The sequence below is a fragment of the Litoreibacter janthinus genome, from assembly GCF_900111945.1.
In the GTDB taxonomy this organism is placed as follows: domain Bacteria; phylum Pseudomonadota; class Alphaproteobacteria; order Rhodobacterales; family Rhodobacteraceae; genus Litoreibacter; species Litoreibacter janthinus.
Genome location: NZ_FOYO01000001.1, coordinates 1,667,446 through 1,680,517 on the forward strand (window position 1 = coordinate 1,667,446; position 13,072 = coordinate 1,680,517).

The 13,072-nt window shown below is 57.1% G+C and carries 18 protein-coding genes and 2 tRNA genes; 8 read left to right on the top strand and 12 right to left on the bottom strand.

Going from position 1 to position 13,072, the window contains the following annotated elements:
* Positions 1-77 precede the first annotated feature (77 nt).
* Positions 78-161: transfer RNA gene (locus BM352_RS18950), tRNA-Tyr, on the top strand.
* Between the two features lie 75 nt (positions 162-236).
* On the opposite strand, the gene BM352_RS08340 is transcribed toward BM352_RS18950, so the two are convergent.
* On the bottom strand, positions 237-644 hold the full coding sequence (locus BM352_RS08340) for a hypothetical protein (protein ID WP_090215133.1): 408 nt from the start codon (positions 642-644) through the stop codon (positions 237-239).
* A 142-nt stretch (positions 645-786) separates the two neighbouring features.
* Here BM352_RS08340 and BM352_RS08345 point away from each other — a divergent pair, with 142 nt between their 5' ends.
* Positions 787-1,833: a hypothetical protein gene (locus BM352_RS08345; RefSeq protein WP_425434517.1), complete on the top strand. Its 1,047-nt coding sequence runs from the start codon at positions 787-789 to the stop codon at positions 1,831-1,833.
* A gap of 4 nt (positions 1,834-1,837) precedes the next feature.
* Here BM352_RS08345 and BM352_RS08350 read toward each other — a convergent pair whose 3' ends face one another.
* Together BM352_RS08350 and hisF are read right to left on the bottom strand one after the other, a co-directional pair.
* The gene (locus BM352_RS08350) at positions 1,838-2,146 is read right to left on the bottom strand and encodes a phosphoribosyl-ATP diphosphatase (RefSeq protein WP_090215138.1); all 309 of its coding nucleotides are present in this window, start codon (positions 2,144-2,146) and stop codon (positions 1,838-1,840) included.
* A complete protein-coding gene (gene hisF / locus BM352_RS08355) occupies positions 2,143-2,907 on the bottom strand; it encodes an imidazole glycerol phosphate synthase subunit HisF (RefSeq protein WP_090215141.1) in 765 nt (254 codons plus the stop codon). The genes BM352_RS08350 and hisF overlap by 4 nt, the downstream gene beginning before the upstream one ends.
* Positions 2,908-3,030: 123 nt before the next feature.
* Here hisF and BM352_RS08360 point away from each other — a divergent pair, with 123 nt between their 5' ends.
* Positions 3,031-3,471 carry a DUF302 domain-containing protein gene (locus BM352_RS08360; RefSeq protein WP_090215145.1) on the top strand — a complete coding sequence of 147 codons (441 nt, stop codon included), beginning with the start codon at positions 3,031-3,033 and terminating at the stop codon, positions 3,469-3,471.
* Positions 3,472-3,475: 4 nt separating this feature from the next.
* Here BM352_RS08360 and hisA read toward each other — a convergent pair whose 3' ends face one another.
* A complete protein-coding gene (gene hisA / locus BM352_RS08365; RefSeq protein WP_090215148.1) occupies positions 3,476-4,198 on the bottom strand; it encodes a 1-(5-phosphoribosyl)-5-[(5-phosphoribosylamino)methylideneamino]imidazole-4-carboxamide isomerase in 723 nt (240 codons plus the stop codon).
* A 118-nt stretch (positions 4,199-4,316) separates the two neighbouring features.
* Between hisA and BM352_RS08370 the strand changes: the two genes are divergently transcribed.
* Together BM352_RS08370 and BM352_RS18955 are read left to right on the top strand one after the other, a co-directional pair.
* Positions 4,317-4,703 (top strand): DUF2147 domain-containing protein, encoded by a 387-nt coding sequence (locus tag BM352_RS08370; protein WP_090215152.1) that lies wholly within the window; start codon positions 4,317-4,319, stop codon positions 4,701-4,703.
* 132 nt (positions 4,704-4,835) lie between these two features.
* On the top strand, positions 4,836-4,991 hold the full coding sequence (locus tag BM352_RS18955) for a hypothetical protein (protein WP_175500650.1): 156 nt from the start codon (positions 4,836-4,838) through the stop codon (positions 4,989-4,991).
* A 2-nt stretch (positions 4,992-4,993) separates the two neighbouring features.
* On the opposite strand, the gene hisH is transcribed toward BM352_RS18955, so the two are convergent.
* Both hisH and hisB read right to left on the bottom strand, forming a co-directional pair.
* Positions 4,994-5,644 (bottom strand): imidazole glycerol phosphate synthase subunit HisH, encoded by a 651-nt coding sequence (hisH, locus tag BM352_RS08375; RefSeq protein WP_090215157.1) that lies wholly within the window; start codon positions 5,642-5,644, stop codon positions 4,994-4,996.
* A 49-nt stretch (positions 5,645-5,693) separates the two neighbouring features.
* Positions 5,694-6,281, bottom strand: coding sequence for an imidazoleglycerol-phosphate dehydratase HisB (hisB, locus tag BM352_RS08380; protein ID WP_090215162.1), 588 nt, complete (start codon positions 6,279-6,281; stop codon positions 5,694-5,696).
* A gap of 274 nt (positions 6,282-6,555) precedes the next feature.
* Here hisB and BM352_RS08385 point away from each other — a divergent pair, with 274 nt between their 5' ends.
* Positions 6,556-8,190 carry a Hint domain-containing protein gene (locus BM352_RS08385; protein WP_090215166.1) on the top strand — a complete coding sequence of 545 codons (1,635 nt, stop codon included), beginning with the start codon at positions 6,556-6,558 and terminating at the stop codon, positions 8,188-8,190.
* Positions 8,191-8,261: 71 nt separating this feature from the next.
* On the opposite strand, the gene BM352_RS08390 is transcribed toward BM352_RS08385, so the two are convergent.
* The 6 genes from BM352_RS08390 to BM352_RS08415 all read right to left on the bottom strand — a co-directional run bounded on the left by BM352_RS08390 (position 8,262) and on the right by BM352_RS08415 (position 11,606).
* Positions 8,262-8,336, bottom strand: a tRNA-Gly gene (locus BM352_RS08390).
* Between the two features lie 79 nt (positions 8,337-8,415).
* Positions 8,416-8,727 carry a hypothetical protein gene (locus BM352_RS08395; RefSeq protein WP_090215170.1) on the bottom strand — a complete coding sequence of 104 codons (312 nt, stop codon included), beginning with the start codon at positions 8,725-8,727 and terminating at the stop codon, positions 8,416-8,418.
* Positions 8,728-8,765: 38 nt separating this feature from the next.
* Positions 8,766-9,776 carry an endonuclease/exonuclease/phosphatase family protein gene (locus BM352_RS08400; protein ID WP_090215173.1) on the bottom strand — a complete coding sequence of 337 codons (1,011 nt, stop codon included), beginning with the start codon at positions 9,774-9,776 and terminating at the stop codon, positions 8,766-8,768.
* The gene (locus tag BM352_RS08405) at positions 9,773-10,462 is read right to left on the bottom strand and encodes a molecular chaperone DjiA (RefSeq protein ID WP_090220004.1); all 690 of its coding nucleotides are present in this window, start codon (positions 10,460-10,462) and stop codon (positions 9,773-9,775) included. The genes BM352_RS08400 and BM352_RS08405 overlap by 4 nt, the downstream gene beginning before the upstream one ends.
* 32 nt (positions 10,463-10,494) lie before the next feature.
* Entirely contained in the window at positions 10,495-10,986 is a 492-nt protein-coding gene (locus BM352_RS08410) for a GNAT family N-acetyltransferase (RefSeq protein ID WP_245780942.1), read from the bottom strand.
* Positions 10,983-11,606 (bottom strand): VOC family protein, encoded by a 624-nt coding sequence (locus BM352_RS08415; RefSeq protein ID WP_090220013.1) that lies wholly within the window; start codon positions 11,604-11,606, stop codon positions 10,983-10,985. The genes BM352_RS08410 and BM352_RS08415 overlap by 4 nt, the downstream gene beginning before the upstream one ends.
* 64 nt (positions 11,607-11,670) lie before the next feature.
* On the opposite strand from BM352_RS08415, the gene BM352_RS08420 reads away from it, so the two are divergent.
* Complete coding sequence (locus tag BM352_RS08420) at positions 11,671-12,258, top strand: 5-formyltetrahydrofolate cyclo-ligase (RefSeq protein ID WP_090215183.1); 588 nt, start codon at positions 11,671-11,673, stop codon at positions 12,256-12,258.
* The gene (locus BM352_RS08425; RefSeq protein ID WP_090215186.1) at positions 12,255-13,070 is read left to right on the top strand and encodes a TIGR00282 family metallophosphoesterase; all 816 of its coding nucleotides are present in this window, start codon (positions 12,255-12,257) and stop codon (positions 13,068-13,070) included. Before BM352_RS08420 ends, BM352_RS08425 begins: the two co-directional genes overlap by 4 nt.
* The last annotated feature ends 2 nt before the right edge of the window (positions 13,071-13,072 follow it).

Below are 13,072 nucleotides of genomic sequence, written 5' to 3' on the forward strand. Positions count from 1 at the left end.
CTGACAGAGAAAAGCGCAAGCGTGCGGGTGTTTTGATGTTGACGGGGCAGGGGATGACTTATATCCAGCCCGCCAGTGGGCGACAGGCCGCAAGGTGTGGCAGGGGACTGTAACTCCCTCGCGGAGACGCACGCCTGGTTCGATTCCAGGGTCGCCCACCACTTAACTCTAGCTTCTCGCGCTGTGGACCGGTTGGATTGTGACATCAACCACTTTAGTCATCGTTTCGCACCTCGTCAGTTGATCTGGACTTCTTTGCGCGTGTAGCTGTGCTCCATGATTGACCCATCATCGAACAGCAGATTAATCGTCACCGTTTGCAAGCTCTCGAGCGGTGCGACTGCGTAGGGTAGATGGGTTTCCAGCTTTAGCGCCATCGGGGATGCCTCATCGCGATAGCACGGCTCGCCGTCCCAAACTTGTAGCGCGCCGCCATTGTAGGAAAACCGGATCTGTTCAATGCCACACCGATAGGTGAGCAGCGTCGTCATGTAGAGCAGGTCTTGACCGTTATAGGGCCGGATCGCGATCCATTGCGGGCGGATGAGCTCCAGGATCGGCTTCACTCCCGCGGAGGTCGTGAAATCTTGCGAAGTAGCGGGCAGCGGCAACAGCAGGGCAAGGGAAAGGTAAAGAACGCGCATCTCTGTACTCCGAACGACTGAACTAACCACAGTATCGCGCGAGAAGTGAGATTGACGCAAACTTTTCCCATGGTGTCGTCCATATGGCTTCCGGCGGACCATCTTTGGCTTTATGCTGACTGCAAGTAAAAGAAGAGAAGACATGGCAAAGAGCAGCAAAACCGCGCCGAAAAGGGCGAAGCCCAAGAAGGCCAAACCCGTCAAGCCGCAGATCTTTAACATTATGATGGTGGGGCAGGGTGGGCGCCTACAATTCGAGGCGCTGACGCTGGTGGCGTCGCTTCGCCATACCAATCCCGATTTTAAAGGGCGCGTGATCGTCGCCGAGCCGCAATTTAACCATCGTTGGGACGCAGATCCGCGGATGGCGAACCATGATGTGCGCGACGCGCTTCAATCCCTCGGGGTGGAGATTGTGCCGTTTGACAACCAGATTTTCGGGTGCGGCTATCCCTATGGAAACAAGATCGAAGCATTGAAGGTACTGCCTGAGGGCGAGCCGTTTCTGTTTCTTGACACTGACACACTGATCACGGGCGATCTGAGCAAGGTTCCATTCGATTTTGATCGACCCACCGCGTCGATGAAGCGCGAGAACACGTGGCCCCAGCTCGAACTATACGGTCCGGGCTACAACCAGATCTGGGGCTCGCTCTATAAAAAATTCGGGCTCGATTTCGAAAGCTCGCTCGATACGAGCTACCCCGATGAATACTGGCGCCGCTACCTCTATTTTAATGCAGGGTTTTTCTACTACCGTTGCCCCAAAGAGTTTGGGGACCGCTTCTTGGAATATGCCCGTGCCATTCGGGACGATCCGCCCGAAGAGCTTGTGTGCCAAGAGATGAAGCCTTGGCTGGATCAGGTCGCTTTGCCGTTGACGATCCATTCCTTGGGTGGCGGTCGTGTGCCGGAGGTATCTGACATGCTGGACCATGAAGTGACCTCGCACTACCGCGTTCTGCCGTTGTTGTATGCGCGCGAACGGGACGAAGTTGTGCGTGTGTTGGAAGAGGTTCTTGCACCAAACAAGCTTAAGAAGGTGCTCAAACAATACGAGCCGATCCGGAAGATGGTCTACCAGCAGAAGGGCCTGAAAGTGCGCGACATGTTTGACCGCACTAACTTACCCCGCAGAGAACAGGCGATCCGCAACCAGATCAAACGCGCCAAACTCTGGATGCGTTGACTGGCTAGCTGCGCGAGGCCTTTTCCGCGATGCCGGACTGTTGCGTACGCGCGTTCAGAACCGCCATCACGTCTGCCAAGGCCACATCGCGCGAGGCGAGCATCACCAGCAGATGGTAGAGCACATCGGCGGCTTCAGAAGTCAGGTTGTCGCGGTCATCCTTGACTGCGGCGATGATTGCTTCGATTGCTTCCTCACCAAATTTTTCGGCGCATTTCTCTGGACCTTTGGCCAACAGCTTGGCCGTCCATGAGCTATCGGGATCAGCCGTTTTGCGCGAAACGATGATGTCTTCCAACTCGTTGAGTGTCATGCGTCCAGCCTCATGTTCAGCCCTGCCTTGGCCATGTGGACCTTGGCTTCAGCTATGGTGAAGTCTCCAAAGTGGAAAATCGAAGCCGCAAGAACAGCATCCGCATGGCCTTCGACCACGCCATCGACCAGATGGTCCAGTGTGCCGACGCCACCGGACGCAATCACAGGGACGGAAACGGCATCCGCGATTGCGCGCGTCAATGGCAGGTTGAAGCCAGAGCGTGTGCCGTCTCGGTCCATCGACGTCAGCAGGATTTCTCCCGCGCCTTTGGCCACCACGGTTTTGGCGAACTCGACAGCATCGATCCCGGTCGACTTGCGTCCTCCATGGGTGAAAATTTCCCATTTTCCGGGCGAGACGGTTTTGGCATCGATGGCAACAACGATGCATTGCGACCCAAAGCGGTCCGCAGCCTCGGCAACGACATCTGGATTGGCGACAGCCGCCGAATTGAAGCTGACCTTGTCGGCACCCGCCAAGAGCAGTTTGCGCACGTCCTCATGCGTGCGCACGCCGCCGCCGACGGTCAGCGGAATGTAACAGGCCTCCGCAGTGCGGGTGACAACATCAAACATGGTGCCGCGGTTTTCGTGGGTCGCGTTGATATCCAGAAAGCAAAGCTCATCCGCGCCCGCCGCGTCATAAGCCTTGGCAGCTTCGACCGGATCGCCGGCGTCGATTAAGTCGACGAAGTTCACCCCCTTGACCACGCGTCCGTCCTTGACGTCGAGACAGGGGATAATTCTGGTTTTCAGCATCAGGCAGGCTCCGGTTTGCGACGCAGGTTTAGCGGCATTCGACCGCCGATGCCAGAGATGTGATTGGCCTGTCCGGCGCGGGTGTCGTGTTGTGTGGGCAATTGATTGAAGAGGAGTCCGACCATGCGCAAGATAGCATTGACTTTAGTTCTTTTGGTGAGTGCTGCGATGCCAGCATATGCCGAGTTGATCACCGTACAATCCGCCAAGCCCGTAGCGGCAACGATGGATGCGCTGGAGGCGGCCGTTGGTCAAGCCGGCGCGACCGTCTTTGCGCGGGTGGATCATCAAGCCGGAGCAGCAACTGCCGATCTGCAGATGCCTGCAGCCCAAGTGCTGATTTTCGGCAACCCAAAGCTCGGAACGCCCGCAATGAACGCTGATATTCGCGCGGCTCTTTACCTGCCGTTGAAGGTCGCAGTGCATGAAGCGGCTGGGGGCTCGGTCCTGATCTACGAGGATCCGGTAGAGATGCTGTCAGGCCTCGACATCCCAAGCGACGCTCCTTTCGTAAAAATGATGCAAGGGGCGCTTGGAAAACTTACTGCGGCGGCCGCGCAATAGGGCGTCAGGCCTTCAATAGGTCCAGCGCCTCTTTCAGGTCGATTGCGCCATCATAGAGTGCGCGACCTGAAATCGCGCCATTTAAGGGAGCTCCAGTTGCTTTCAGCGCACGCAAGTCGTCCAGCGATGATACGCCGCCCGAAGCAATGACGGGGATAGACACGGCGCGCGCCAATGCGGCTGTGGCCTCGACGTTCGGGCCCTGCATAGCCCCATCGCGATTGATATCGGTGTAGATCAGCGCGGCCACGCCCGCGTCCTCAAATTGCCGCGCCAGGTCGGTGACCTCGATATTTGTCTCTTCCGCCCAGCCGCGTGTGGCGACGAAGCCGTTGCGGGCATCCAGCCCAATTGCAACTTGACCCGGAAATGCGCGCGCAGCTTCGCGCACAAGGTCTGGATCCTCAACTGCGACTGTCCCAAGGATAACGCGGGCCAGACCCTTATTTAACCAGCGTTCAATTGTTGCCATATCGCGGATGCCACCACCCAGTTGAGCCGGGACTTTCGTTTGCTCCAAAATCGCATCAACCGCCGCGCCGTTTACCGGCTCGCCCGCGAAGGCGCCATTCAGGTCAACCAAGTGCAACCATTCACAACCGGCGTTCACAAACGCCATCGCCTGTGCGGCCGGGTTGTCGTTAAAGACCGTCGCTTGTTCCATTTCTCCTTTGTAGAGCCGGACGCAATTGCCGTCTTTGAGGTCGATTGCAGGGTACAGGATCATAGCGGCAGGCCTTCATTCAAGCTGGATTTGCGGGGTCTATTCCACATCCGCGCCCCAACGTCACGCTTGATTTGCGCTGCGGATTTCGCACGATGCTCTTGGAAATAGGGAGGAAGCTATGAAATCACTTAAATTCGCGGCCGCGTTCGCCTTGGCGTTCACGGGGCAGGCCATGGCCGATCCGGCCGAAGGCATCTGGAAGACACAAGTTGACGACGGGGCCTATGCCCATGTGACAATCAAGGAATGCGGCAGCGCTATCTGTGGCACGATCTCGCGGACCTTCAACGACACTGGCGAGTACAAGTCGCCAAATCTCGGCAAACAGATTGTGCAGTCCATGAAACCGGTCGGGGGTGGCAAATACGAAGGCAAGGTTTGGCGCCCGTCTAACAACAAGATCTATATCGGGAAGATTGATCTTTCTGCAAACAGCTTGAAACTTGCGGGCTGCATTGCAGGCGGGCTGCTGTGCTCCAAGCAGACTTGGACACGCATCAAGTAAGATCTGGCATTATTACTCGAAGAAAGGGCCGGAGAATACTTCGGCCTTTTTTGTGTCTGGTTCACAGATTCTTATCTTCCGCACCTGAATATCTCCGCAGGTCCTGCAAAGGCCGGATATCGGGAGGATTGAATGAAACTTTTTTTGATTTTGATAGGTGTCGGGCTGGTCTCGATGGGGTGCTCCCCAGTCGAAGTGGCCATTCCGCTGGCTGGGGCTGACGGGTGGCTCCAGATACTGGCCGATAACGAAGTACGTGGCGTCCCGTTGCTTGCTATGAACTGGTAACTTTACGGCGCCCATTTCAGGAAGTTGGCAATCATCTTGAGGCCGGTCGTTTGGCTCTTTTCTGGGTGGAATTGCATCCCGATCATATTGTCACGGCCCACGATGGCCGTGATGTCCCCGCCATATTCAACATGCGCCAGACGATGCGCCGCATCAGCGACGCGGAAGCTGTAGGAGTGCACAAAGTAAGCATGATCGCCGGTTCTGATGCCGGTTAAAACAGGATGAGCTGTTGCGGATGGGTCCAGAACCAGATCGTTCCAGCCCATATGCGGCACCTTCAACACTGGGTCCGAGGGCGTGATCTTCGCGATTTCCCCACCGACCCAGTCAAATCCCTTGGTGTCTTCATATTCGCGGCCCCACGTGGCCATCATTTGCATGCCCACACAGATACCCATGAACGGGCGGGCCTTGTCGATCACGGCGGCCACAATCGCCTCGAACAACGCAGCGCGGTCGCGGGTCAGGGCGTTGCGGCAGGCCGGAAACGCCCCATCGCCCGGCAGCACGATGCGGTCGGCTCGTGCCACGTCTTCGGGCAAAGATGACACAATGACATCCCCGCCATCTACCTCGGAGGACATGCGCTGGAACGCCTTTTCGGCAGAGTGAAGATTGCCGCTGTCATAGTCTACGAGGACGGTCAGCATGCCGGTGCTCCGTTAGTGTGTGTTGGGCCCAGATCGCCTGAATCGGCGATCAAAGTATGCCTTTAGTAGAAGGCACGTCTTCCGATTTGCGCGGGTCTGTTTCAACCGCGACGCGCAACGCACGTGCCACAGCTTTGAACGCCGCTTCCGCGATGTGGTGGCTGTTGAAGCCGTGGATGCGATCAATGTGCAATGTGATGCCGCCATGCGTTGACAGGGCCTGAAAGAACTCCTGCACAAGTTCGGTATCGAACGTGCCGATCTTTTGCGTTGGAATGTCCAAATTGCAGATCAGATAAGGGCGCGCGGACAAATCCAGCGCGCAGCGCACCTGCGCGTCATCCATAGCAAGATGACATTCGCCGTAACGGCGGATGCCGCGCTTGTCGCCCAACGCTTCGGACAAGGCCTGCCCAAGGGCGATGCCAGTGTCTTCAACGGTGTGGTGATCGTCGATATGAAGGTCGCCTTCGGCGCGGATTGTCATGTCAATCAATGCGTGGCGCGACAGTTGATCCAGCATGTGGTCAAAGAAGCCGACGCCCGTTGTGTTGTCATACTGGCCGGTGCCGTCGAGATTGATCTCGACAGAAATACTGGTCTCAGCCGTGCTGCGCTTGATTTTGGCGGTCCGCATGGGGCTCTCCTTCGGGCGTTTCACTGCCTTATACGCAGGCGGGTGGTGAAGGCCAATAGGGCGTGAAACGTGGCAATCCAAATGTTTCGAAAATGTCGAAACCACCCATTTGGAATGAGGTCATTCAGGCACAGTTAAGGGGGAATTTATTCAATCTTTACCCATATTTGGTGTGTTTAAGGGACGGGCCGTAAAAAGCGCAAGCTAAGGCCATATTTCGAACACGCACGCACGCTTTTTGCCAGAGCAACGACGGAAAGAAGAGCGTGTTGAGATGGCGGCATTAAATGCTGATACAACTGCCAGCGCTGTGGCGATGGCGTCAGAGATTTTGGGGGCGGGTTTTACCATAAACACCGCTACCTATTCTGGTGCCGCAGGTTCTTCCGGGACGTACACCGCCGGCGACACGACCAACCCCGGAGTTCTGCCATCGGATTCTGGTGTCATTTTCTCGACCGGGAACGTGTCGACGTTTGCCAATGCAAGCGGCGGCAACAACAACTCTGGAAGCACCAGCGCGAACACCGCCGGCATCGACAACAGCACGCCATTTGGCTCAGGGACGTTCGATGCGTCCTATTTGGAGATCAACTTTACGCCGGAGCCCGGGCAGACATCGCTCAACATTGAGTTTCGGTTCTATTCCGAAGAATACAACGAATACGTCTATTCGAACTTCAACGACATCGCTCTGGTTCAACTGAATGGTGTGACGCAGCCGATCTCTGTCGGGTCGGGCGAAATTTCGGTGAATGGGATCAATGATGCCGGCAATTCGAACCCAACGAATGGGTCGGAAGCCAATGACCCCAATCCGGGCAACGGGCAATTCGACAGCGCGAACCCCAACCTCTACATCGACAATAGTGGCGGTGCCTATGCGACAGAGATGGACGGATTCACAGTTACCCTGTCTATGGATATCCCAGTTACGCCGGGCGTGGCGCAGACACTGCTTATCGGAATTGCCGATGTAGGCGACGCGTCTTACGACAGCGCGATCGTCATTGCGTCCAACAACGTGCCCGACACGACCGACACCGATCCAATTGCAGCTGATGATACTGGCATCCAGACTTGGGGAAGCAACCCCAAGACCGTGGATGTGTTGTCAAATGACTCTGATCCGAACGGGCAGATTTTGACAATCACCCAGATTAATGGCGTGGCGGTAACGTCAGGGCAAACGGTCACATTAAATACCGGTCAAACGGTGACGCTTAACCCGAATGGCACGATCACACTGGTCAACACGGGCGGACAAACCGGCCTCACATCGTTCAGCTACACGGTGTCGGACACGGACGGGAACACCGACAGTGCCTTTGTTACCTTTGATGCGGCACCAATTTGCTTTTGTCAGGGGGCGATGATTGAAACGCTGAGCGGTCTGCGGCCCGTCGAAGCCTTGCGCCCCGGCGACATGGTACTCACGCGCGACGCAGGCCCCCAGCCGATCCGGTGGGTGGGCCATCGCCAGATGGTCGCAAATGCCCAGCATGCCCCAGTGGAGTTCGCCGCTGGCGCTATCGGGAATAAGCGGGTCATGCGTGTTTCTCGGCAGCATCGCCTGCTCCATGATAGCCACTTGGCGCAACTATACTTCGCACAGGACGAGGTGCTGATCGCGGCGCGCCATTTGGTGAACGGTACTACGGTGCGTCAATTGCCAAAGGGTCCGGTCCGATATTTCCACGTGATGTTTGATCGGCACCAAATCATCACCGCAGATGGTGTGCCCAGCGAGAGCTTCCAACCGGGTGACTACAGTTTGCCGGGCCTCCACGATGCAGCCCGAGAGGAGTTGTTCGCAATCTTCCCCGAGTTGCGATCAAACCCGAACGGTTACGGCGGCGCGGCGCGTGAAACTGTGTCGGGCGCTATTGCGCATGTGCTGGCAGCCTGAGCAAACGCCTTCGGCAAACGCAAAATGCAGAAAAGCCCCGGCATTCGCCGAGGCTTTTTCTTTTGACCAAATGGAGCGGGCGAAGAGATTCGAACTCTCGACCCTAACCTTGGCAAGGTTATGCTCTACCCCTGAGCTACGCCCGCGTCCTTTGGTGAGCCGTGATTTAGCGACGGTGCGCGTGACCTGCAAGAGGGAAATTCAGGCCAGCGGCAAAAAATCTCCTCATAGGTCAATGCTGCCATCGGGATTGGCCTTAGGCTCTGCATCCGGTTCCGGTTCAGGTTTTGGCTTCTTGCGAATGAGAATGTCACCGTTTGGAAGCACTTCGGGGGCTTCATAGGCGTTCAGGTCGGACATCTTGTCGGACAGCTGTTCCATCAGCGGCATCATGTCTTCCGCGAAGCCTTCGAAGAACTCGCGAAAGTTCTCGGCCAATGGTGCCAGATCGCCCAGCCCGAACGGCGCTTCTTTGTCCTGCGCGGTGGTGGGCAGGGTGGAAAGAGAAATGGCCCAGATGACATGTCGTAGTTTCATTCAACCAATATGGGCTTTGTCCCGCTGTGTTTCAAACCCTATAGGTCAATGTCCAAAGTCACAGGAAAATGGTCGGACGCCATCAGCAGGGCTTCGCGCAACTCTGGGACGCCCCAGCAGTTGGGGTCATCGAACGGATGCCAGATGTGCCAGTTCGGCGATTTGGCGGCCAAATCGGCCGACACCATGATGTAATCAAGCAAAGCGTTCAGGTATCGCTTCTCTGGCTTAACATAAAATCGCGACGTTGTAGGGCGCGCGCCGAACGGGTGGGTCATCACAGCTTGGGCGTGCGGGTCGGTGAGCGTCAAAAGCGGATCGTCGGTTTGCCCCAGCACGATCTCGACGCCGGAGCGGCCAAAAAGCTTCTCATAGCTATCAAGCCCCGGGCCGTCGTTGAAGTCGCCCAAAACCATAACTGACTCTCCGGCCGATAAATGCTCGCTCACCCGCGCGCGCAGCCAGATGCACTGCGCCAGTTGCTTGCGGCGGTTGGCGATCGAAATGCGCATCGCATCCGCGTCGTTTCGCGCCCCATGTGGGGCCTTCGACTTCAAATGGGCCCCGATCAGCCGCACCTGTGCGCCCGTTTTGGTAGTCAGCGCGACCTCCAAGGGAGGCTTGGAAAACACGACGTCATCCATTTTGGCGTCGATATCGAGATCCATCCGAAAGGTGGCGTCAAAGCGCGGCGCTGCCTCGGAATCGCGCGGGTCATGAATGGCGGTCACGACGTTTGGGTCATAGAGCAGCGCGATTTCTTGTTGAGTGTCATTGGCAAAACCGACCAAGGCTTGCGTCGTGCGTAGGCCAAAATGCTCTGCAAAATTCTCAAGCGCGACGCGACCGGACCGGGACGGCGAACTGTCCGGCGCCTCAATTACCATGACGACATCGGCATCCATCGCTTGAAAGATTAGCCCCAAGGCCTGCGCCTGCATCGCTTTGGTTACATTGTAGCGTGACGACCAGGTGCCATTCTGAACCAAATCGTTCTTGTCATCGAAAAGATAGGTGAACCATTCTACGTTATAGGTCGCAAACCTCATGCAACAGGTTCGCGTTCGGCCAAGATTTCGTTCCAAGCGGCGTTGATGCGGATCAGGCGCTTTTCGGCCATTTTTACCGCTTCACGCGGGACGCCTCGCGCGGCCATCACATCCGGGTGGCTGTCTTTGACCAATTGTCGCCAGCGCCGTTTGATGTCGTCGAGCGCCATTTCTGGCGAGGCCTCCAGGACGGCATAGGGATCTGGCGTTGCATCTGGCACGAAACGCGCCCGAAGGCAGCGGAACTCTTGATCGGTAATCTTGAAGATTTGCGCGACACTCATCAGGAAGTCATCTTCCAACGGGTGGTAATTCCCGTCCGCAACCGCGATGTGGAACAATCCTTCCATCAAGTCGTAAAGCGATGCGTGGTTGTCATCAAACATCGCCGCAACTTTGCGGGCGTAGTCGTCGAATCCGGCGACATCCTGTCGGGCCAGATTGAACAGCTTTGCTGCCTGTGCCTCATCTTTTTCGGGAATGGTAAATACCTCCCGAAACGCAGTAACCTCATCGCGTGTGACACGTCCGTCAGCCTTTGCCATTTTTGCCCCAAGGGCGATAACTGCAATGGTGAAGCCAACGCGCCGCTCCGGAGGGGTGCGCAGGTGCTCGAAAACAGACGACAGGCTTTCGCCGGACGCCAATGCCGCGAGTGCGTTTGATATGCGAGTCCAAACCGACATGGCCAACATACTAAACGATGCGGTTCAGCTTGTCAGACAAATTTCTGCATGAGCAAAAGGTCGATATATCGGCCAAACTTGTGTCCGACCTGCGGGATTAACCCGACGCGGGTAAAGCCAAGTTTTGTGTGAAATGCTTCTGCCTCGTGGTTCTCGGCGGACACTCCGGCAATCAAACTATGCTTGCCGGCGTTGCGCGCATGAGTTTCCAAATTTTCGACCAAAAGGCGTCCAATCCCTTTACCACGGGCGTCTGGGGCCAGATGAACGGTGATTTCGACAGATTTGGCATAGCCTTCGCCCGAACGAAACGGGCCGTATTTGGCTATCCCCAAGACCGCACCTTCTTTCTCGGCGACCAAGTAAGGATCGCCGCGCTGCGCATGCTCTCGCAGCCCGCTTTTCACATCCGCCGACGTCGCGAGTGTTGGCGAAAAAGTGATCGTCGTTTCAGAGATGATCGGGTTGAGGATTGCCAGAATGCCTTCGGCATCGGCGGGTTGCGCGGCACGAATCCTGATCATGTAAGTGTACGTCGCCCTTGCGGGGTGTCAAAACTCGCAGAAATGCTTGGCGTCCCGGCTTCTTCGAACAAAACCGTGTCGCGCGGCAGGAGCGGCGCAAGGGTCGCTGCTAGCTCGCCAGCGTCGGGGTGATGAAGCACGAAAGAGCCCAGTCGGACACCCTGATCCGGAAGCTTGGGCGCGGGGTGCTTCTCCCCGTGCCACTGGATCAACGCGGGCGCCCAACCACCCCATGGCAAGATGCCAGTATCAGGAATTGCCATAGACCAGCGAAAATCGCCACGCTGCAAAGACATCGGGACGCCAAAGCCCGACGGAAGCGCTTCCAATGCAGCATTCAGGTCGTCGGTTGCAAGAATCCAATTGGTCAGTCGTGGAGGCCCAGAAAAACTGTCAATGTTGAACCAGCGCGGACGATCCGGCGCTGGTGCGTCGGGGTTGATCGAGATTACTTCGAAATAGACATCAGGTCCAAGGGATAGCAAACGATTATGCGTGCCCATCTGTGGATGCTCGCCACGCGTGGTCAACTCCACGCCAAGCGCGTGTTCCACATGCGCCCGACCCGCATCCAAAGTCTCGGCGGACAGAGCAAGGTGATCTAATCTCAGAAGGTTCATGGGAATACGATAGGCTTGCGAGCAGGGACTTGCCAAGAGGGATGCATCAGGCAACAACATCAATATGGACGATCTGACCCAAGCAAAAGCTCTCGCACGCAAAGCCGCATTCGCCCGTCGCAAAGACGCGAAATCGGCCGAGCGCGATGCGGCGGCGATAGCGCATCTTCTAGAAGCGGTGCTGCCCTACAAAGGCCGAGCGATTTCGGGATATCTGCCTATTCGCACAGAGGTGGACCCAGTGCCGGTTATGGCCGCAATGGCTGCGTGGGGGCCGGTGAGTGTGCCGGTGATCAAAGCGAAAGGCGAACCGTTAGAGTTTCATCGCTGGGAGCCCGGCTGTGAGATGGTTGAAGGCGGCTTTGGAACCTTTGTGCCAGCTAAGGCCGAGCTTGTTGTTCCAGAGCTGCTGATTGTGCCGCTCGTGGCGTTTGATCAACGGGGCGGGCGGCTTGGATATGGCGGCGGCTTTTACGACCGGACGCTTCAAGGCTTGCGATCCAGGGGCGAAGTCACCGCGCTGGGCTACGCGTTTGCCGCGCAAGAGGCTGACGACATCCCGCTTGAGCAGACGGATCAGCCCTTGGATGCCATCGTAACGGATGAGGGTGTGTTGCGCCCGAAAGGCAATCGTCCTAGGTCTCGGTCATGAAGATTTTGTTTCTCGGAGATGTGATGGGGCGCGCCGGTCGCGCGGCTATCGTAGACCGCTTGCCGAAGTTGCGTGCGGATTGGGGCTTGGATTTCGTTGTTGTGAACGGCGAAAACGCCAGTTCGGGCGCAGGGCTGACGGCTGCTCATGCGACAACCTTGCTGGAGGCCGGTGCCGATTGCCTGACCTTGGGCGACCACGCGTTCGACCAGCGCGAGATGTTGCAGTTCATCGAAAAAGAACCTCGCATCATTCGCCCGATCAATTTCGCCAAGGACGCGCCCGGACGAGGCCATGGAATTTTCGAGGCGGGGCGCGGGCGCAAGATTTTGGTCACTCAAGTGCTGGGGCAGGTGTTCATGAAACGCCCGTTCGAAGACCCGTTCGGCAAACTGGAACAGGTTCTGAAAACTCATCCGCGCGGCGGTCTAGTGCAAGCCTCTTTGGTTGATGTTCATTGCGAGGCTACGTCCGAAAAGATGGCGATGGGACATTGGTGTGACGGGCGCGCCAGTGTTTGCGTGGGCACCCATACGCATGTTCCCACAAGCGACGCGATGATTTTGCCGCAAGGCTGCGCCTACCTGTCAGACGCTGGCATGTGTGGCGACTACAACTCCGTGATTGGGATGGAGAAGGCTGAGCCAATGCGGCGCTTTGTGACCGGCATGGTCAAGGGGCGTTTCACCCCCGCGATGGAAGAGGCCACCCTCTCAGGGCTCTATGTTGAAACCGATGATCGTACCGGTGCCGCGACACGGATCGAAATGGTGCGCCAAGGCGGGCGTCTCGCACAGGCGGGTCCTGCGTGAGC